Origin of the sequence: Aeromonas oralensis (genome assembly GCF_049665575.1) — a bacterium.
Taxonomy (GTDB): domain Bacteria; phylum Pseudomonadota; class Gammaproteobacteria; order Enterobacterales; family Aeromonadaceae; genus Aeromonas; species Aeromonas hydrophila.
Genome location: NZ_CP187186.1, coordinates 1,485,800 through 1,505,853, shown reverse-complemented (window position 1 = coordinate 1,505,853; position 20,054 = coordinate 1,485,800). Strand labels below are relative to the sequence as shown.

The following is a 20,054-nucleotide window of genomic DNA, read 5'->3' as shown; positions in this document are numbered from 1 at the left end:
CTTTAAGCAGGAAAAATCCCGCCAAGGGGTTCACAACCCCGGCAGATCTGTTAGTATGCGCCTCGCACTTGTGGAGGGGTTCCCGAGTGGCCAAAGGGATCAGACTGTAAATCTGACGGCTCTGCCTTCGAAGGTTCGAATCCTTCTCCCTCCACCATTTCAAGTGCAATCACGGCAACTGCCGTGGATAAAAATTGGCAATACCCCGTGGAGGGGTTCCCGAGCGGCCAAAGGGATCAGACTGTAAATCTGACGGCTCTGCCTTCGAAGGTTCGAATCCTTCTCCCTCCACCATCATTCAAGAAAACCCGGCCTCGCGCCGGGTTTTCGCTTTTCAGCATCCCCCCTCTGTTTATTGTTCATCAGCGTCAGCCGCATCAACGCCACCCATAAAAACGGGAGGCTTGTGCCTCCCGTTGTTGTCTCTTCCCGCCCGCTACAGGGTGAAGCGATAGAAGATATCCACCGCCTGGGCCACCCCGCTCATGGCCTGCAGGTAGAGCCTGGGCATCAGCTCGTAGCGCAGCTTGAACTCGGCGATGGGGCTGAACACCCCGACCCCGTACTGGAACTGCAGCCCCGGCAGCAGATAAGCCGACAGAGTCACCTGGGTGTTGTCGCCACTGCCGGCGGTGTCGAGGGCCACATCGCTCATGCCGAGGGATTCCCCCAGACTGGAGACCACGCCGTTGGCCTGGCTGACCGCGCCCGCCACCAGCAGGCCGTTGAAGCCGCCATCCTCGCCGCTGGTCTGCAGCCCCTTGCCGCGCAGCAAGTAGGAGAGCTGCTCGGACTGGGCCAGCTGCGGCTCCGAGTAGACGGTGATCTTGGGCTTGCTGGCTGGTCCGGTCACCCGCACCCCCACCGTCACCTTGTCTTCGATGGTATCGGGATCCCGATACGCCTCTATGTTGAGGAACGGCTGATCGAGGGGGCCGGAGAAGAGGATGCGGCCATCCTTGATGATGAGGTTCTGACCATAGGCCTTGAAGCGCCCGTCGTTGAGCACCAGCTGACCGTTGCCCGCCAGCGGCCGCGAGGGGTCCTGGCGGATGTTGATGCCGCCCCCCACCTTGGTCTTGAGCCCCATCGCCTCCAGCCGCACGTCGTCACCCAGCCGGATGGCCAGCTTGATCGCCATCGGCAGCGGCGCCGCCTTGGGCACCGGCGGCAGATCGTCGTAGACCACGGTCACGTCGTCCGACACCGCCACCGCGCTCTCGGGCAGGCTCTTGACCAGGATCCGCGCCCAGGGGATGTCCACCTGACCGGTGATCCGGGTCTCCTCCCCCAGCGAGATGGCGATGTCCGGGGAGACCCGCACCCGGCCCATGCCTGGATACTGGGCTTCCAGCTCCTTGCCCTGAATGGTGAGGCTGCCGGTGACCGGCAGCTGTGCCCAGCTCAGCCAGCCCCCCAGTGCCAACGGCCCTTTGCCCACCAGCATGGTGCCATCCAGCTCGGCCCGGTTGCCTTCAATCTTGAGGCGAGTCACCAGCTTGGAGAGGGTCACCATGTCGGAGTGGGTCTGCACTTCCCCATCCAGCAGGTTGAGCTGGCCAAACAGCAGCGGCGAGGCCAGGGTGCCGTCGAAACGGGCATCGGCCGAGATGACCCCCTGCAGGGAGCGCACCTCGGGGATGAGCGGGGCGAAGGTGGTCAGCTTGAGGTCGTCAAACTTGAGCTGGCCGGAAAGATTGCCGCGACCGGACGGATCCCGGATATAGAGCTTGGTGTCGATGTTGCCGATCTGCTCGGAGGCAAAGTCGAGCCGGATCGCCGCCTGCTGGCGCTCGAAGTCCACCCCGAGCTCGAGGCGTTGGTAGTCGGTCTTGAGCTCGTCGGCCACGAAGGTACCCGGTGTGGTGCGCACGGTGGCATGCAGGGTCGGCTGATTGCCGCGCCAGCTGGCCCGTCCGTCGGCGGAGAGCACCGCCTGCCAGCGGAAGTTGTCCGGCAGCCAGGGCCGCAGGCGCTTGAGGTCGAACTGGTTGAGGGCAAACTCCAGGCTGCCCTGCTGGGCCGACACCTGGCTGCCCTTGACGCAGAGGCTGGCCCCCTGGGAGCCAAGGCAGAGATCCCCCATGGTCAGCCGCTGACGCGGCAGGTCGAGATCGAGGGCCCAGGGCGCGTTCAGCTCCCAGCGCCGCAGCGGCGTCTTCAACTTGAGCTCGCTGAGGGCGCCGCGCCAGCGATCCCCGCGCAGACCGCCGCTCAGCTTGAGGTTGGCCGCCACCGGGTTGCCCTTCATGGTGAGCGACAGGGCGTGCTGGTTGAGATCGCCGCTCAGATTGAGCGCCAGCTGGCTGAGGCTGGTTGCCCCCTGTACCAGGCTGGCTACCGTCAGAGCCACTTCTCCTGCCGGCTTGTCACCGACCAGGGCATTGCCCTTGATGGCGATCCCCTTCAGATCGGTGCCGGCATAATAGAGTCGGCTGGCAGCTAGATCTGTGGTGACCCGCGGCGCTTGCTGATTGCCGGTCAGGCGTACCTGCCCCTTGATGTCCCCCTTGAGGCCGGGGTAGAGCCCGGCCAAGTTGGGGGCATTGAGATCCGCATCCAGTTTCCACGCCTGTTGGCTCAGGCTGCCCTTGGCCTGCAGCTGGTTGGGGCCGCTTTGCAGCGCCAACGCCGGGATGGTCCACTCCATCTTGTCGTTGCCACTCGCGCTGCCCTTGATGGCCAGCGGATACTGGTTGAGCTTGCCGTCCACCTTCAGCTCGGGCAGTTGCAGTTGCCAGTGGCCGGCCTCATCAAGCTCGAAACGACTGGTAATCTTGCCCGCCAGCGCCCCCTTGAGCTCCGGCACCAGCTCGGCCGGGTTGATCCCCTTGAATTCCGTGGTGCCCTGCCAGCGCACCCCCTTGTCCCAGGCGATCTTGCCGTCCAGCTTGAGCTCCCCCTTGAGGGCATTGAGCAGCAGGTTGATCTGGTTCAGCTGCGTCAGATCCCCCTTGCCCGTCAGCGCCAGCTTGAAGGGGGGCGTCCGTGCCCTTGCCGGCGGTATTCAAGGCAAACTGGTAGCCGGAGAGCTTGCCCTTGGCACTCAAACTGCCCTTGTCCAGCCGGTAGCTGGGCTCATCTTTGGCGGGCTTGTGCAGCGGCCACCCCAGGCTCTTCCACTCCAGCCCCGCATCAAAGGGCAAGTCGGGGTCGAGGGCAGCCAGAGAGCCCTTGAGGTTGGCGGCCACCGGCCCCTTGGCCTGCAGCGCCAATGCCAGCTTGCCCACCGAACCGCCGAGGGTCAGGCTGGCCTGTTGCCCCTGCAGTTCGCCATCCAGCAGCCCCTTGCGGGCCTTGGCATCCAGGGTCAGGGCGAGCGGGTAATCGTCTTTGAGCTGGATCTTGCCCTTGAGCGCCAGATCCGCCATGGCGTGGCGCAGAGAGAGTTCGCGCAGCGCGATGTCGCTCCCCTCGGCACTGGCCGACAGCAGCAGCTTGTCGAGCCCCTCTACCAGTTCACCCTGCTGATAGCGAAACGCCGTGACTTGCAATCCTTCCAGCTGGATGGGGAACGGCAGCCGGATGGCGGGCAGCTCGATGGGGGCCGCCTTGGTTGCCTGCTGCGCTTTGCTCTCATCCGCCGGCTTCGCTTTGGCGGTGACAGGCGACTTGGCCGCAGCCTTGTCTTGGGAGGTTGCTTTGGGGTTGGCCGGTTTGGCAGCCTCGGTGGCCTGCGTCTCGGCCAGGGTCACCTTGAGGCCATCCAGCACCGGCCCCTGCACGATCAGTCCCTTGCGGCTGAGGGTGGCGCCGATGTCGAGGGACTTGAGGCTCACCCCCACCCCGGGCACCGTCACATCGAGATCCGCCACCTGGAGGCTGTCGACCTGAATTTTCAGGGGCAGCGGGTGCCAGACGAAGGGCTCTGACGGCTCTTCCGGGGTCGGCTCGGAGTCGGCCACCTTGACCACCGGGTGGGTGACGTTCAGGGATTTGATCCAGAGCTTGCCCTGCAGCAGCTTGCCCAGATCCCAGTCCAGCACGGCGCGATCTACCGTGACGTCCACCAGCTCGTCCTGCCAGCCGACCCCTTCCAGGGTCCAGCCATAGCCAAGCTGGCCCGCCACCAGCTCCCCCTTGAGGGAAGGCAGGGCGGCCTTGGCCTGCTGCCACAGCCATTTGTTGCCCTGATGGGTGAAGCCCAGCAGGCTGACGCCGATGAGCAGCAGGAAGATGAGCCCCATCAGCCAGAGAAAGATGCGTTTTACCCAGATCACAGTGCAGACCCCCGCGAAAGATGCAGCCGCAGCGGCCGGTCAGGAGAACAGAAGAGAAGAAGAGTGGAGCGCGGCCGGATCATAGTTCAGGCCCCAGCGCGAAGTGGAGTCGCAGCGGCTTCTCCTCCTCGGAAATGCCCACCGCCAGATCGAGCCTGACCTGACCGATGGGGGTGACCCAGCGCACGCCGACCCCGGTGCCTATCTTCCAGGCTTCGCTGTAGTCGACCGTGGCGGTACCACTGTCGACGAACAGGGCTCCCAGCCACTTGTCGCTGAAGCGGTAGTTGTACTCGGCGCTGGCGACGCTCACGTAGCGGCCCCCCAGCAACTTGCCGTCGCTGCCACGCGGCGAGATGGTCTCGTAGCCGTAGCCGCGCACCGTCTGGTCACCACCGGTGAAGAAGCGCAGCGAAGGCGGCACCAGCGAGAAGCTGTCCCCTATGATGGCCCCCTGTTCGGCCCGCAGCAGGAAGCGGTGATCCTCCCCCAGGGTGCGCAGCCACTTGCTGCGCCCCCACACCCGCACGAAGCTGATGTCGGAGCCCCAGTAGGGGTCGGAAAACTCCAGGGTGAGCTGCTGGCGATCGCCCCAGTCGGGTACCAGACCGCCGCGCACCCGCAGCCGCGACCAGGAGACACCGGGGATCAGCAGCAAGCTGTTGCCCTCGTCGGCGCCCTGGGTATAGATCTCGTTCTCCAGCCGGATGAACACGTCCCGGTCCCAGCTCTCCGGCCGCCGCTTCCAGCGGTGCACGCTGAGGGTGGTCAGGTCGGAGCGGGTATCGTTATTGTCCTTGTACTGATAACCGGCCTGCAGCGAGTAGTAATCCCGCAGCGGGTTGCCCACCGGGATCTGGTAGTCGAAGCTGAGCTCAGCCTCGGGCTGGGAGACCTTAGCGGTGGCGTTGAGCCGGTGGCCGTAGCGGTTGACCCAGGGCTTCTCCCAGGTGGCGCTCATGCGCGGCCCCACGTCGGTGGCATAGCCGATACCCGTTTCAATCTCGTGATCGACCCGGTTGGAAAGAGTCACCTGCACCGGCACCCGGTTGCCCTCGGCCTGGCTGATGAGCGGCTTGATGTCTACCTGCTTGAACAGCTTGGTAGAGGAGACATCCTGCGACATCTCTGCCAGCCGGATCGCCAGATAGGGGTCGCCGCTCTTGATGTTGATGAGCGGACGGATGAGGCGCAGTGCCTCCGGCGTGGCGTCATAGTGGATCTCGCCGAAGTGGTAGCGCGGGCCGGAGCGAAACAGGATATAGATCTCGGCGGTGCCCTGATCCGGGAACACCTTGACCTGGCTCTTGCTGATCTTGGCGTCGAAGTAGCCGCGCGCCAGCCCCAGACTGCCCAGATCCGCCTTGATGGATTCGTATTTGCCGTGGTTGAGGGGATCCCCCTCTTTCAGGGGCAGCTTGTCCAACAGCTCGCTGTAGAGCTCGTCGCTGCTGGCATCCCCTTCCAGCAGGATGTCGAGACGGGAGATGATGACCGGCTTGCCCGGCTCCACCTCGATGATCACTTTGGCGGGCGCCTTCTTGTCACGGCTCAGGGTGATCTTGGGCTGGTAGTAGCCATAGACCTGCAGCGCCTTTTGCACGCTCTCGGTGATCTTGGCGCGGGCCGGACGGTACTGGCGCTCCTGATAGACCGGCAGGGCATTGAGGTAGGCCTCGACGTTGTCCTTGTTCTCCCCCTTCAGTCCCTTGATCTGATAGGTGAGTTTGGCCGCCATGGCAGGCGTGACGAACAGCAGCAGACAGAGGCTCAGTCCCAGCGCGCGAAGCCCACGACGAAAGGCCCGTGCGGGCGGTGAGATCCCTGCAGGCAGGGGCGGATTGCATCCTGTCAAACGTCAATTTCCCCGAAGAACATGATTAAAATAATGCGATATTCAGAACGAATATGAGGCTCACTCGATCGCAAACGCGCCTCATCCTAGCATATCCCCGGCCTGACATCAGAGCGGGGTAACACCGAATTTCGCCATATTATTGAAGCCTTTGCCCGCGCAGGCCGCGTATTTTTCACACTTTCCCCCGCAGACTTATGCCACTGCGGGCCAAAAAGGGCAATCCATGACCAGTACGGCCATGCCAGATGGCCCCTGCCGGCCCATCCGGCTCGGTATCGCGCCATCCCTTGTTTGCCGATGGCCGCGACATCAACTGTCGGCAACTGCTCAAGATAACGGCAACCGCCCCTCTCGCCGGGCCCGCCAGCTGCATCCTGGCTGCCATTGGGCCGCCCGCCTTGCACCAAGCCAGCAGAGGTAGTGCATTTTATCTTGCAGGATCAAGCAGTTGCCATCACGCAATCAAAGCCTCGTTCAACCCAATCGATTTATCCCGCTGCCCCCCTGCTCACTTCTCGTCCACACTGGGCTTATTGCACCAAGGCTCGCATCCCACCAGAGGAGACACCGTATGCACGCACGCAGCGAACAGATGGCGGACTACATCGCCGACCGACTCGAATTCATCACCTTTCTCGCCTGTTGCAGCGCCCTGCTGGCCCTGCTGACCGGCATGAACGGCCAGCAGGCGCTCGCCTTCACCGCGCTGAACCTGCCATTCGGGCTCGCTATCCTGCTGGGCATGGCCATGCTGGCACCGCTGCCGACCCACTGGCGCCTGCCGGGCATCACCTTGCTGCTGGCGGGCAGCGCCCTGGCGACCCTGCAACTGGGGGGCAACTGGCTCAACCCGCTGGCCATCTGGAGCCTGCACGCCCTGCTCGGGCTGGAGATCCTCTGGCAGGCACGGCCCAAAACCCGGCTTGCTGCCCGTGTCCGCAGCTGAATTTGCCATGACGGCTGACGCGCGGCAGGAATTGGAGTACTCTTTGCGCCCCCGATTTGCCCACCGCCGAGGAGCGTCCCGATGAGAAAAGCCTGTGCCCAGCACATCCTGGTCAAGACCGAGAAAGAGTGTCTGGAGATCAAGGAGAAGATTGCCAAGGGAGCCGACTTCGGCCAGATGGCCAAGCGCTTCTCCACCTGCGCCTCCAGCAAGCGCTTCGGCGATCTGGGGGAGTTTTCAAAAGGCGACATGGTCAAGGCGTTTGACGATGCCGTGTTCAAGGGCGAGCTGCTGACCGTACTCGGCCCGGTGCGCACCAAGTTTGGCTTCCACCTCATCAAGGTGCTCTACCGCAACTGAGTTCAGGGCCCGGTTCAGGGTTCTGGGTTCAACTCCACCGGCCAGCCGCCGCAGCGGCGGGCATAGAAGCCGAAACGCCAGGGGTGGCGCGCCGCCCAGTCCTCCATCTCCAGCGCCGGGGTGAACCGGCTCTGCGGCCAGAGCGCAACTCGGCTCGGCCGCCCGTGCAGCGCCTGCCAGCGCGTCAGGCTCACCTGGGCCAAGCGCCACTGATAGTCATCTTTAGGCAGCAGGGCCGGCGCAAATGCCAGCCCCCGGTTGCAATACTGGCCGTCGCCATCGCGTCCATCCACCAGTTGCCAGAACACGTTGAGCAGATCGCCGTACCCCACTTTGACCGGGTCATAGTCGATGCGCACCGCCTGGCGTCGCGGCGGCACTTCCCGCCAGCTCGACCCCGATGCCGCCAGCTGGCTGACGTAGCCCGGCTCCACCCGGCTGACCCCGGGCAGGGTCTCGTAGACGGCCTCGGCGCGCCACATGTCCCCCGCCGCCAGCACGGCGCTGTCCGCCCACAACGGAACACTTGGGAAAAGCAGCAGGATTGAGATAAATTTACTAACGTTATCAGTCAATTAAGTTTATCCTTCTGGGCACTTCTTCATCATAACCAGGGGATCACCGTTATGCCCAGTTATTTGTGGTGGCCACTGCTGGCCTGGTTGCTGCCGCTCGCCGGCGCCCTCGGCAGCCGTGTTCACCTCTGGCCCTGGTGGCTGGGATTCGCCCTCTGCCTGCTCGGGGCCCTCGTCTCCCTCGTCTTGCTGGCTCGCCTGCCCTGGTGCCGCAACCGCTGCGCCAATGGCTGGGGCGCCGCGCCACTGCTGTTGCCCCTCGCCTTCGTGGTGCAGGCGCTGCGCACGCCGCTGGTCAACGATGTGAGCACGGATCCCAACAACCCGCCCCAGCTGCACTGGGCCAGCGAACTCAGAACGGCGCAGGATCTGCCGATTAATCCGGCCCCCTTGAAAGCAATTGACGGCAAGCCCGGTCCTCTCTTTACCAGCGCCTCCCCGGTCGAGGTGATCACCGAGGCCCACGCCCTGATGGAGCAGCTCGGCTGGCAGGTGCGGCCAAGCCCGGAAGGACTCGAGGCGGTGGTCACCACCGGCTGGTTCGGTTTTCAGGATGACGTGGCGCTGCGGGTCTTTGCCGGCCCCAAGGAGACCCGCATCGACATGCGCTCCGCCTCCCGTCAGGGGCAGAGCGACCTGGGCACCAACCGGGCCCGCATAGAGGAGTTTCTGATCCGCCTCAACGAGCGGCTGGGTCAGGCCTACAAACCCAACTTGAAGCAATAAGAAGGTCATCCATGCGCGTCGAGGTCAAGCCCGATCGGGAATATGCCTGGTTCATCCGCCCCTTTTTCTGGCTGCAAAAACGCAACTACGGCCAGGTGCTGATCCCGGGCAAGTGCTGGGGCCGCTCGCCGCGCCTGTTTGCCGCCGTCGCCACCCTCTATGGCGTCATCAACCGCAAGCGCTCCCCCATCGACCCCGTGCTGCGCTCTCTGGTGACGGTGCGGGTCTCCCAGCTCAACTGGTGCCGCTTTTGTGTCGACATCAACGCCATGACCCTGGTAAAGAGAGCAGGCTCCAGCGAGAAGGTGGAGGCGCTCGCCAACTGGCGCGAAAGCCCCCTGTTCGACGAGCGGGAGCGAGCCGTGCTCGACTACACCGAGGCGATGACGGGCCTCGATGGGGTCAGCGACGAGCAGGCCGCCCGCCTCAAGCCCTGGTTCGATGACGACGCCATGGTGGAGCTGACCGGCCTCATCGCCTTCCAGAACATGTCGGCCAAGTTCAACGCCGCCCTCGATATCGCCCCGCAGGGCTTCTGCCAGCTGCCGGTGCAACCCGAACGGCCAGCCCGGCCGGATAACAAGGACGCCTGATGAGAGGCTCCCGCCTGCTGCTGGTGCTGGTGATGGGCTGCCTCATCGGCGCCTTTTTCGCCTTCGACCTTGGTCACTACCTGAGCCTGCCCCAGCTGCAGGCCCGTCAGGCCGAGCTGGCCGCCCTGGTCGAGCGCCATTTCGTCAGCGCCGTCCTGCTGTTCGTCGCCGTCTACGTGGTGAGCACCGCCCTCTCCCTGCCCGGCGCCAGCCTGCTCACCCTGGCTGGCAGCGCCGTGTTCGGCGTTGCCTGGGGGCTGTTGCTGGTCTCCTTTGCCAGCAGCATTGGCGCGACCCTGGCCTTTCTCAGCGCCCGCTTTCTGCTGCGCGACTGGGTCGAGCGGCGCTTTGGCGACAAGCTGGCCAGCTTGCAGGCCGGCATGAAGAAGGAAGGGGCGCTATATCTGCTGAGCCTGCGCCTCATCCCCATCTTCCCCTTCTTTCTGGTCAACCTGCTGATGGGGCTCACCCCCATCAGAGTCAGCACCTACTACTGGGTGAGCCAGCTTGGCATGCTGCCCGGCACCTTCGTCTACGTGCTGGCGGGCAGCGAGCTTGCCAACCTCACCAGCACCGGCAATATCCTCTCCCCCGGCCTGATGGTGGCGCTGACCCTGCTCGGGCTGATGCCGATGCTGCTCAAGGGGCTGCAGCGGCGCCTCGCCCTGCATCGGTTGCACGCCCCCTACCGCAAGCCAAAGCACTATGATTACAACCTGCTGGTGATTGGCGCGGGAGCCGGCGGCCTCGTGACCAGCTATATCGCCGCGGCGGTGAAGGCCAAGGTGGTGCTCATCGAGAAGCACAAGATGGGGGGCGATTGCCTCAACAGCGGCTGCGTCCCCTCCAAGGCGCTGATCCGAAGTGCCCGCTTTGCCGCCGAGCAGCGCCGGGCCAGTGAACTGGGCTTTGGCCCAAGCCAGACCAGCGCCGATTTCGCAGCCGTGATGGAGCGGGTCGCTCGCGTCATCAAGGAGGTCGAACCCCACGACTCGGTGGCGCGCTATCAGGGGCTGGGAGTGGAGTGCATCGAAGGGGAGGCAAAGCTTGTCTCCCCCTGGGAGGTCGAGGTGAACGGCCAGCGCCTTGCCAGCCGCCATATCGTGCTCGCCACCGGCGCCCGGCCGCTGGTGCCCACGCTACCGGGCCTTGAGCAGGTGCCTTGGCTCACCTCCGACACCCTCTGGCAACTGCGCACCGCGCCGCGCCAGCTGCTGGTGCTGGGCGGTGGCCCCATCGGCTGCGAGTTGGCCCAGAGTTTTGCCCTGCTCGGCATTCCCGTTACCTTGGTAGAGCTTTCGGATCAGCTGCTGCCCCGCGAAGAGCGGGAGGTGGCCGAGCTGCTGGCGGAACAGCTGGCCCGCGATGGCGTGCGGGTGCTCACCGGCTGGCGCGCCGAGCAAGCCGACTATCTGCCCGCGGCCGCGGGGGAACTCCCCATCCGGCTGCAACTGCGCCGAGGCGAAGAAATGCAGGTGGTGGAAGGGGATCAATTGCTGCTGGCGCTGGGCCGGGTCGCCAACGTCAGCGGCTTCGGGCTCGACGCGCTGGGAGTGGAGCTGACGCCGCGCGGCACGGTGGCGGTTGATGGCTTCCTTGCCACCAACTACCCCAGCATTCTGGCGGTGGGGGACGTAGCGGGCCCTTACCAGCTCACCCATGCCGCTGCCCATCAGGGCTGGTATGCCGCCGTCAATGCCCTGTTCAGCCCGTTCAAGCGCTTTCGGGCCGACTATCGGGTCATGCCGGCCGCCATCTACACCACGCCAGAAATCGCCCGGGTCGGCCTCAACCAGAAAGAGGCCAGGGTACAGGGCATCCCCTTCGAGCTGACCCGTTTCGAGCTGGCCGAGCTGGACAGAGCCATCGCCGACGGCGAGCGTCAGGGCTTTATCGAGGTGCTCACCGTACCCGGCAAGGATCAGATCCTGGGTGCCACCCTGGTGGGCACTCACGCCGGCGAGCGGATCGCCGAGTTCGTGCTCGCCATGCGCCACCGACTGGGGCTTGGCAAGATCCTCGCCACCATCCATGCCTATCCCACCCTGATGGAGGGGAACAAGTATCTGGCGGGCGAGTGGCGACGGGCCCGTCAGCCCGCCACCCTGCTGGCGCTGCTGACCCGTTATCACCGCTGGCGCCGCGGCGCCTGACCCAACTCCAGGTAACCCAGATGCGACACTCATTGCCCTCGTTCAAACAGCTGTTGCGCGCCCTGCCTCTGCTGGCAGGCAGCCTCCTCTTCACCCAGGCCTACGCCGCCGACAACCCGCAGTGGCAGCAGACCCTTGAGGAGGCCAAGGGGCAGACCGTCTACTTCAACGCCTGGGGCGGCAGCCCGGAGATCAACACCTATCTGGTGTGGGCCGGCCAGGAGCTGGCGCGCGAATACCAGGTCAAACTGGTGCAGGTGAAGGTGGATGACATCGCCCAGAGCGTCAGCCAGTTGCTGGCCAACAAGCAGGCCGGCAAGCACAGTGGCGGCCCCATCGACCTGCTCTGGGTCAACGGCGAGAACTTCAAGGCGCTCAAGGAGCAGGGGCTGCTCGGCGCCCCCTTTACCCGTGAGCTGCCCAACATGGCGCTGGTCGACCGTACCCTGCCGGTGAGTGAGGACTTCACCGTGCCGGTGGAGGGGCTGGAAGCCCCCTGGGGAATCGGCCAGCTCAACCTGATGGTTAATGGCGAAGAGGTCAAACAGCTGCCTACCTCTGCGGCAGCCCTGCTCGCCTGGACCAAGGCCCACCCCGGCCGCTTCACCTACCCCAAGCCGCCCCAGTTTCACGGCTCCAGCTTTCTCAAGCAGATCTTGCTGGAGCTGACGCCGGATCCCGCCCCTCTCTATCAGGAGGCGACCGAGAGCGATTTTGCCAAAGTTACCGCCCCGCTCTGGGCCTGGCTGGATGAGCTGCACCCGACTCTCTGGCGCAAGGGCAAGCTGTTCCCCACCAGTGCCGCCGAGACCCGCCAGCTGCTCGATGACGGCGAGCTGGCCATGGCCATCAGCTTCAATCCGCAGGAGGCGCAGAGCGCGGTACAAAATGGCACCCTGCCCCCCAGCGTGATGGCGGTGGCCATGGCGAAAGGGGCGCTCACCAACAGCCACTTCCTCGCCATCCCCTTCAACGCCAACGCCCGCGCCGGCGCCAAGGTGGTGGCCAACTTCCTGCTGAGCCCCGCCGCCCAGGCACGCAAGGCCGAGCCCGCCTTCTGGGGCGATCCCAGCGTGCTGCGGGCCGATGCCCTGCCCGCCACCCAGCAGCCGGTGCCGGCACTGCGCTTCAAGGCCGTGGCAGAGCCCCACCCCAGCTGGCAGCTCAGGCTCGAAGCCGCCTGGGCCGAGCGCTACGGCCACTGATGAGCCGGTTTGGCTACGATTCCCTCGGTTGGCGCCCCCTGTTCACGGCAGGGTGCGCCCTGGTTTTTGGCCTTCCGCTGCTGGCGGGGGGCTGGCAGCTACTGGCTGAGGGATTGACCCGACCCCATCTGCAATTGCTGCTGGCCCAACCGGGCCTGTGGCACTCGGCACTGCTGAGCCTGTGGATTGGCGCCGCCTCGACCCTGCTCAGCCTGCTGCTGACCGCCCAGCTGCTGGCCCACAGTGACAGCCGGGCCTTCGGCTGGCTGCGCCGGTTGCTCTCACCCTTGCTGGCGCTGCCCCATGTCGCCTTTGCCATCGGCTTTGCCTTTCTGCTCGCTCCCTCCGGCTGGTTGCTGCGCCTGTTTTCGCCGACCCTCACCGGATTTGAACTGCCCCCCGACTGGCAGACCCTGCGCGATCCCGCCGGGCTCGGGCTCATTCTCGCCTTGACCCTCAAGGAGACCCCCTTCCTGCTGCTGATGGCGCTCGGCGCGCAAGACCCCGCCAGGGTGGCGCACCAGCAGTGGCTGGGGGCGAGCCTTGGCTTCAGCGCCCCACAGATCTGGTGGCGCCTGCTGCTGCCGGCGCTCTGGCCTGCCTTGCGCCTGCCCCTCTATGCGGTGGCCGCCTACGGGGTGGCGGTGGTGGATCTGGCCCAGTTGCTCGGGCCCGATGCCCCCGCCCCGCTGGCGGTGCGCTTGTGGCTCTGGTATCAGGACCCGGATCTGGCCTGGCGCGGTGCCACTGCCAGCGGCGCCCTGCTGCTGCTCGCCATCACGGCGCTGCTGCTGGCCCTGTTGCGGCTGCTGGAGCTGGCCCATCGAACCCTTGGCAAACCCGGCTGGCTCGATGGCAGACGCTCAAAACCAAGCGCTCTTGGCCACACCCTTGCCACCGGCAGTGTGATGGCCCTGATCGTCCTCAATCTGGCGGTGCTGGGGGCCTTGCTGCTCTGGTCACTGGCCCGGCGCTGGCCCTTTCCCACCCTCTGGCCGAGCCAGTGGAGCGGCCGCTATTGGCTCGAACTGCTGCCGACCCTGTCGTCGCTGCTGACCACCAGCATACTGCTGGCGCTGGCGAGCGGGGCCATAGCGCTGGTGATGGCGGTGCTGAGCCTGGAGGCACAGGCGGGCCGTCGCCCCTGGCCGCTCTGGCTCATCTGCCTGCCACTTCTGCTGCCGCAGGCCAGCCTGCTGTTCGGCATCCGTCTCGGGGTGGACTGGTTCAGCCTCGGATGGGAGGGCGATGGCATCGGCTGGAGCTGGGTGCTCTGGAGCCAGCTGCTGTTTGTCTCTCCCTATGTCTATCTCTGCCTGCACGGCCCCTATCGCCAGTTTGACCCGCGGATCACCCAAAGCGCCCTGCTGCTGGGGGCAACGCCGTGGCGAGCCTGGTGGCAGGTCAAAGCGCCGCTGCTGGCACGCCCGCTGCTGTTTGCCTTTGCGGTAGGGGCTGCGGTGAGCCTCTCCCAATACCTGCCAACCCTGCTGTTTGGCGCAGGCCGGGTGGTCACCATCACCACCGAGGCGGTGGCCATCGGCAGCGGCCTCAACCGGCGGCTGGCGGGCCTCTACGGCCTGCTGCAACTCTTGTTGCCGCTCGTTATCTATCTGCTGGCGCTCTGGCTGCCAGCCCGACTCAATCCGGCGCTCAAGGGGGGCAGCTCACGATGAACTCTCATGATGGAAATGGCCATATGCTGAGCACCACACCTCTTCGCCTCTATCTGGAGGAAAACCTGCTGTTTTCGCTGCCCGCCCTGCAGGTGGCGCCGGGTGAGGTGCTGACCCTGATGGGCCCCAGCGGCTGTGGCAAGAGCTCGCTCTTGGCGGCGCTGGCGGGGGTACTGCCAGCAAGCGGCCCGATCCGGCTGGAGGGGGACGTGATCCTTGGCGAGCGCCGGCTCACCCAGCTGCCGCCCCAGGCGCGGCGCATCGGCATGCTGTTTCAGGATGATCTGCTGTTTGGCCACCTGACGGTGGCGGAGAACCTGATGTTTGGCATGCCCGCCAGCGTGAAGGGGCACAGGGCGAGGCGAGAAAAGGCGGTGGCTACGCTGGCGCAGGTGGATCTGACAAGTCAGGCAGACAAGCTGCCGGGGGCGCTCTCAGGCGGCCAGAAGGCCCGCGTCAGCCTGCTGCGAGCCCTGCTGGCCGAACCCGAGGCATTGTTGTTGGACGAACCCTTCTCCCGCCTCGACAAGCCGCTGCGGGCCGCCTTTCGCGAACTGGTGTTCGCGCAGATCAAGGCGCTGGCCATCCCCGCCATTCTGGTGACCCACGACGAAGAGGACGCGCCGGGCACCATACTTCAGCTCACCGAAGCCCGTTTTTGACCGAGGAGTTCACCTTGTTTGATCGCCACCTGATCCCCGTTATCCGCAGCCCCCTCACCCGGCTCGCCAGACCGCTCTGCCGCGCCAGGATCAGCGCCAACCAGATAAGCCTCACCGGCTTTGCCATCGGCATGCTGGCGCTGCCGCTGCTGGCTTTTGGCTGCTATCAGTGGGCGCTCGCGGCCATCCTGCTCAACCGGCTGCTGGACGGGCTCGATGGCGCCGTGGCGCGGGAAACCGGCATCACCGACTGCGGAGGCTTTCTCGACATCACGCTCGACTTCATCTTCTACGCCGCCGTGGTGCTGGGCTTTGCCCTCGCAGCCCCCGCCAATGCGCTGCCCGCCGCCACCCTGCTGTTTGCCTTCATGGGCACCGGCGCGAGCTTTCTGGCGTTTGCCATCATGGCGAGCAAGCGGGGCATCGACAATCCGGTCTACCACCACAAGTCCCTCTACTATCTGGGCGGCCTCACCGAGGGGAGCGAGACCATCGCCCTGTTCGTGCTGATGTGCCTGTGGCCCGCCGCCTTCGCCCCGCTCGCCTACGGCTTTGCCCTGCTCTGCGCCATCACCACCCTGACCCGGCTCTGGAGCGGTTATCACACCCTGCGTTGAGGCAGGACGGCGGGAGGGGGCCGCTACGGAACACTTGCGCATGGATGACAATGTTTTACCATGGCGACACTCTTTTTCAGGCTCATGAGAACCTTATGCGTCGCCTTGTCTCCGTGCTCACCCTCTCCCTGTTTCCCATGCTCTATGGCTGCAGCAGCACGCCGGCTGCCAAGCCCGTGGTCAAGCCCCAGCCCAACAGCGCCTTCATCAACCAGACGCCGCCGAGCAAACCCTTCTACGGGCAGGTGAGCCAGCCGGGTGTCAGCAAGGGAGACTTCGCCAATCGCGCCAACGTGGACAACTTCGTGCAGCGGATGGTGCAAAAGCACGGTTTCGACGGCGCCGAGCTGCACCGGGTGCTGGCCCAGGCCGAGCGCTATGACTGGATTATCCGCCTGATGGATGCCCAGGCCCCCACCACCACGCCGCCCACCGGCCCGACCGGCGCCTGGAATCGCTACCGCGCCAAGTTCATCACCCCGGACAACGTACAGAACGGCGTCAGCTTCTGGCGTGAGTACGAGAACGAGCTCAACCGTGCCCAGCAGGTGTATGGGGTGCCGCCGGAGATCATCGTCGGCATCATAGGTGTGGAGACCCGCTGGGGCCGGGTGATGGGCAAGACCCGCATCCTGGATGCGCTGGCGACCCTGGCGTTCGACTACCCGCGCCGGGCCGAGTTCTTCACCAGCGAGCTGGAATCCTTCCTGGTGATGACCCGCGACGAGGGGATGGATCCCACCGAACCCAAGGGCTCCTACGCCGGCGCCATGGGTTACGGCCAGTTCATGCCCTCCAGCTTCCAGCGCTACGCGGTGGACTTCAACGGCAACGGCCACACCAACCTGTGGGATCCGGTGGATGCCATCGGCAGCGTGGCCAACTACTTCAAGGCCCACGGCTGGGAGAAGGGGCAACCGGTGGCTGTGCGCGGTCAGGGCCAACTACCCGGCTATGAGCACGGCTTCCAGACCCGTTACCCGGTCGCTTCCCTGCGCCGCGCAGGGCTGACCCCCACCAGCACCCTTGGCAACCACAGCGAGGCGAGCCTGCTGCGCCTGGATGTGGGCACCGGCTATCAGTACTGGTACGGCCTGCCCAACTTCTACACCATCACCCGCTACAACCACAGCACCCACTACGCCATGGCGGTGTGGCAGCTGGGGCTAGCGGTCAAGGATGCCCGCGGCGGTTACTGATCCAAAACTTGGCAACACCAAAAACGGGCCCGCGGGCCCGTTTTTTATTCGTTTTCCAGCAGCCAGCGCTTGAGCAGGGCGGCCAGCTGATCCTGCTCGGCCGGGGTCAATGGGGCCAGCAGGCGCCGCTCGTTGGCCACGTGCCGCTCCACCGCCCGATCAACCATTTCGCGGCCCGCGTCGGTCAGACAGACCAGCAGGCTACGTCGATCGCTCGGGGCCGCCTGGCGTTCGACCAAGCCCCGCTCTGCCAGTTTGTCGAGGCGGGCGGTCATGGCCCCCGAGCTCAACATGGCGGATTGATAGAGCACGGTCGGGGTGAGCGGTTCGCCGGCCCGGCGCAGGGTCGCCAGAATGTCGAAGTCGCTGCCGAGCAGGCCGCACTCCTTGAGCTCCTCGCTCACCTCCCGTCCGGCGATCGCCGCCATCCGCGCCACCCGCCCCAGCACGCCCATGGGAGAGCAGTCGAGATCCGGTCGCTGCCGGGCCCATTGGGCCAGCAGCAGGTCTACATGATCTGATTCCATCTTCGGCCACTTATCTTTTTATCGAGATACTTGATGGTAAACCAATTTGAGGCTAATTTATCTTCACTTAAAGATACTTTATAAAGAGACAAATTGATGCCCATGCTGATCGCCCTGCTGGCCCCCCTGCTCTGGGGCAGCACCTATGCCGTCGTCAGCCTCTATCTGACCGACTACTCCCCCTACTGGGTGGCGGTGTGGCGGGCATTGCCGGCCGGATTGCTCCTGTTGCTGGTACGCCCGCGTCTGCCGCCCCTGCCTTGGGGCAAGCAGTGCCTGCTGGCGTTTTGCAACATCGCTGCGTTTTTTGCTCTGCTGTTCGTGGCCGCCTTCCGGCTGCCAGGGGCCGTGGCGGGCACCCTGGGTGCCACCCTGCCGCTGGTCCTGATGTTGCTGGCCTGGTTGCAAGATGGCGTCAGGCCGTCCCTGAAATGGCTGCTGCTGGGCCTGATGGGGCTGGTTGGAGTCTTGCTGCTGCTCAACCCTTCCGCCAATCTGGACCCTGTCGGCGTGACCTGCGCCCTGCTGGCGACCCTGCTCATCGGCCAGTCCAGCCGCTGGATGCAGCGCTGGCCGGTGAGCGATCTGCTGGCGCTGACCGCCTGGCAACTGCTGCTGGGCGGCCTGATGCTGATCCCGCTCGCCTGGTGGCTGGCCGGCCCCATGCCGCTGCCGCAACCGGCAAGCGCTCCAGGCCTGCTCTGGCTGATCCTGCTCAACACGGCGCTGGCCTACTGGGCCTGGCTGTGGGGGCTCAAGCGCCACGGCCCGGAGGTAATGGGCATGCTGGCCCTCACCAACCCCATGGTGGCGGTCTCCTGCGGCGTACTGATGGTGGGGGAAACGCTGGATGCTCGCCAATGGCTCGGCATCGGGGTGATCCTGCTCTCCCTGTTCCTGATGAAGCTGCCGGCCCGCCCCTTCTTCAAACGCTGGCAGGCCCGCCGGGCGAGCACCGGCCAGTGCGGCAGGCCGTGAGCACGACCCTCCAGCTCAAGCGCAATAAAAAAAGAGGAGCCATCAAGGCTCCTCTTTCATATTCCGCAGGTGCTTGAGTCGAACTCAGACCCCGGCCTTGGCCAGGGCGGCGGAGACGATCTGCTGGGCTTCCTGCTGGATGAGGTCCAGGTGCGCCTCGCCCTTGAAGCTCTCCATGTAGATCTTGTAGATGGACTCGGTACCGGAGGGGCGCGCCGCGAACCAGCCGTTCTCGGTCACCACCTTGAGGCCGCCGATGGCGGCATCGTTGCCCGGCGCCTTGGTCAGCTTGGCGATGATGGGCTCGCCGGCCAGGGTGGAGGCTTCCACCAGCGCCGGATCCAGCTTGGAGAGCACCGCCTTCTGGGCGCTGTTGGCCGGGGCGTCGATGCGACGATAGCTGGAACGACCAAACTTGGCTTCCAGTGCATCGTAGTGGGCCTGCGGATCCTTGCCGGTCACCGCCAGAATTTCCGCCGCCAGCAGCGCCAGGATGAAACCATCCTTGTCGGTGGTCCAGACGGTGCCGTCTTTGCGCAGGAAGGAGGCGCCCGCGCTCTCCTCGCCGCCAAAGCCGAACTCGCCGCTGTAGAGGCCATCCACGAACCACTTGAAGCCGACCGGCACCTCTTTGAGGGTGCGGCCAATCTCGCCGGCCACCCGGTCGATCATGGAAGAGGAGACCAGCGTCTTGCCGACCGCAGACTCTTTGGACCAGCCGGTACGATGGGTAAACAGATACTGGATTGCCACCGCCAGGTAGTGGTTCGGGTTCATCAGGCCGGACTTGGTGACGATGCCGTGACGGTCGTAGTCAGGGTCGTTGCCAAGGGCGATGTCGAACTTGTCCTTGAGGGCAATCAGGCTGGCCATGGCGAACGGGCTGGAGCAGTCCATCCGGATCTTGCCGTCTTTATCCAGGGTCATGAAGGAGAAGGTCGGGTCGACCTTGTAGTTCACCACTTCGATGTTCAGACCATAGGTCTTGGCGATGACGTCCCAGTAGGCGACGCCGGAGCCACCCAGCGGATCGACACCGATCTTGATGCCAGCCTGCTTGATGGCCTCCATGTCCAGCACGTTCTTCAGGTCATCCACATAGGGAGTGACGTAATCGTGCTCGGCCACGAACGGGCTCTTGAGGGCCTCGGCGAACGGCATGCGCTTCACGCCGGCCAGACCCGCCTCTAGAATCGCGTTGGCGCGATCCTCCACCCACTTGGTGATCTCCCCTTCGGCGGGACCGCCGTGGGGCGGGTTGTATTTGAAGCCACCGTCTTCCGGCGGGTTATGGGACGGAGTGATCACCACGCCGTCGGCACGGGCAGCCGGTTTGCCTGCATTGTGGCGCAGGATGGCGTGAGAGATGACCGGGGTTGGGGTAAAACCGAGGCCAGCCTGAATGCGGGTCTCGACGCCGTTGGCCGCCAGCACTTCCACCGCACTGGCAAAGGCGGATTCAGACAGGGCGTGGGTATCCATGCCGACAAACAGCGGACCCGTGATGCCGGCCTGCTGGCGATACTCCACCAACGCCTGGGTCACCGCCAGGATGTGGGATTCGGTGAAGGCATAGTGCAGGGCGCTGCCGCGGTGACCAGAGGTGCCGAAGGCAACTCGCTGCTCGGGGCGGCTCATATCGGGCTTGTTGAGGTAGTAGGCGCTGACCAGACGGGGGATGTTGGTCAGGTCGCTCAAACGGGCCGGCTGACCGGCGTGGGAATGCTGTGCCATGGCGTTGTCCTTGCTTGATGGCGGC

General features: G+C 65.1%; 15 protein-coding genes, 2 tRNA genes and 1 pseudogene. 13 read left to right on the top strand and 5 right to left on the bottom strand.

Annotated elements, in window-relative coordinates:
- The first annotated feature begins 72 nt into the window (after positions 1–72).
- Positions 73–157: transfer RNA gene (locus ACPDZI_RS07275), tRNA-Tyr, on the top strand.
- Between the two features lie 52 nt (positions 158–209).
- A tRNA-Tyr gene (locus ACPDZI_RS07270) sits at positions 210–294 on the top strand.
- A 142-nt stretch (positions 295–436) separates the two neighbouring features.
- On the opposite strand, the pseudogene tamB reads toward ACPDZI_RS07270, so the two are convergent.
- Positions 437–4,220, bottom strand: a pseudogene (tamB, locus tag ACPDZI_RS07265) (autotransporter assembly complex protein TamB).
- A gap of 79 nt (positions 4,221–4,299) precedes the next feature.
- Complete coding sequence (gene tamA / locus ACPDZI_RS07260; protein WP_024943793.1) at positions 4,300–6,075, bottom strand: autotransporter assembly complex protein TamA; 1,776 nt, start codon at positions 6,073–6,075, stop codon at positions 4,300–4,302.
- A 574-nt stretch (positions 6,076–6,649) separates the two neighbouring features.
- Here tamA and ACPDZI_RS07255 point away from each other — a divergent pair.
- Positions 6,650–7,024, top strand: a complete 375-nt coding sequence (locus tag ACPDZI_RS07255; RefSeq protein WP_016350230.1) for a hypothetical protein — start codon at positions 6,650–6,652, stop codon at positions 7,022–7,024.
- Positions 7,025–7,105: 81 nt separating this feature from the next.
- Positions 7,106–7,384: a peptidylprolyl isomerase gene (locus ACPDZI_RS07250; RefSeq protein ID WP_011705448.1), complete on the top strand. Its 279-nt coding sequence runs from the start codon at positions 7,106–7,108 to the stop codon at positions 7,382–7,384.
- 14 nt (positions 7,385–7,398) lie between these two features.
- Here the strand turns inward: ACPDZI_RS07250 and ACPDZI_RS07245 are convergent, their stop codons facing one another.
- Positions 7,399–7,959 (bottom strand): peptide-methionine (S)-S-oxide reductase, encoded by a 561-nt coding sequence (locus ACPDZI_RS07245; protein WP_438834268.1) that lies wholly within the window; start codon positions 7,957–7,959, stop codon positions 7,399–7,401.
- Positions 7,960–8,010: 51 nt separating this feature from the next.
- Between ACPDZI_RS07245 and ACPDZI_RS07240 the strand changes: the two genes are divergently transcribed.
- The 8 genes from ACPDZI_RS07240 (at position 8,011) to mltB (ending at position 16,790) form a co-directional block, all read left to right on the top strand.
- Positions 8,011–8,685 carry a DUF1499 domain-containing protein gene (locus tag ACPDZI_RS07240; protein ID WP_429042257.1) on the top strand — a complete coding sequence of 225 codons (675 nt, stop codon included), beginning with the start codon at positions 8,011–8,013 and terminating at the stop codon, positions 8,683–8,685.
- Positions 8,686–8,696: 11 nt separating this feature from the next.
- Positions 8,697–9,278, top strand: a complete 582-nt coding sequence (locus tag ACPDZI_RS07235) for a carboxymuconolactone decarboxylase family protein (protein WP_207137287.1) — start codon at positions 8,697–8,699, stop codon at positions 9,276–9,278.
- Positions 9,278–11,431 carry an FAD-dependent oxidoreductase gene (locus tag ACPDZI_RS07230; protein WP_438834267.1) on the top strand — a complete coding sequence of 718 codons (2,154 nt, stop codon included), beginning with the start codon at positions 9,278–9,280 and terminating at the stop codon, positions 11,429–11,431. The genes ACPDZI_RS07235 and ACPDZI_RS07230 overlap by 1 nt, the downstream gene beginning before the upstream one ends.
- Before the next feature lie 20 nt (positions 11,432–11,451).
- A complete protein-coding gene (locus tag ACPDZI_RS07225; RefSeq protein WP_438834266.1) occupies positions 11,452–12,636 on the top strand; it encodes an ABC transporter substrate-binding protein in 1,185 nt (394 codons plus the stop codon).
- Entirely contained in the window at positions 12,636–14,312 is a 1,677-nt protein-coding gene (locus ACPDZI_RS07220) for an ABC transporter permease (protein ID WP_438834265.1), read from the top strand. The genes ACPDZI_RS07225 and ACPDZI_RS07220 overlap by 1 nt, the downstream gene beginning before the upstream one ends.
- Before the next feature lie 23 nt (positions 14,313–14,335).
- Positions 14,336–14,974, top strand: a complete 639-nt coding sequence (locus ACPDZI_RS07215; protein WP_146062371.1) for an ATP-binding cassette domain-containing protein — start codon at positions 14,336–14,338, stop codon at positions 14,972–14,974.
- 14 nt (positions 14,975–14,988) lie between these two features.
- Positions 14,989–15,591 (top strand): CDP-alcohol phosphatidyltransferase family protein, encoded by a 603-nt coding sequence (locus tag ACPDZI_RS07210; protein ID WP_408798456.1) that lies wholly within the window; start codon positions 14,989–14,991, stop codon positions 15,589–15,591.
- Between the two features lie 95 nt (positions 15,592–15,686).
- Positions 15,687–16,790 (top strand): lytic murein transglycosylase B, encoded by a 1,104-nt coding sequence (mltB, locus tag ACPDZI_RS07205; protein ID WP_011705439.1) that lies wholly within the window; start codon positions 15,687–15,689, stop codon positions 16,788–16,790.
- Positions 16,791–16,834: 44 nt separating this feature from the next.
- Here mltB and ACPDZI_RS07200 read toward each other — a convergent pair whose 3' ends face one another.
- Complete coding sequence (locus tag ACPDZI_RS07200; protein WP_438834264.1) at positions 16,835–17,317, bottom strand: MarR family winged helix-turn-helix transcriptional regulator; 483 nt, start codon at positions 17,315–17,317, stop codon at positions 16,835–16,837.
- A 96-nt stretch (positions 17,318–17,413) separates the two neighbouring features.
- Here ACPDZI_RS07200 and ACPDZI_RS07195 point away from each other — a divergent pair, with 96 nt between their 5' ends.
- A complete protein-coding gene (locus ACPDZI_RS07195; protein WP_438834263.1) occupies positions 17,414–18,295 on the top strand; it encodes a DMT family transporter in 882 nt (293 codons plus the stop codon).
- Between the two features lie 84 nt (positions 18,296–18,379).
- Here ACPDZI_RS07195 and pgm read toward each other — a convergent pair whose 3' ends face one another.
- Positions 18,380–20,029, bottom strand: a complete 1,650-nt coding sequence (pgm, locus tag ACPDZI_RS07190; RefSeq protein WP_438834262.1) for a phosphoglucomutase (alpha-D-glucose-1,6-bisphosphate-dependent) — start codon at positions 20,027–20,029, stop codon at positions 18,380–18,382.
- Between the last annotated feature and the right edge of the window lie 25 nt (positions 20,030–20,054).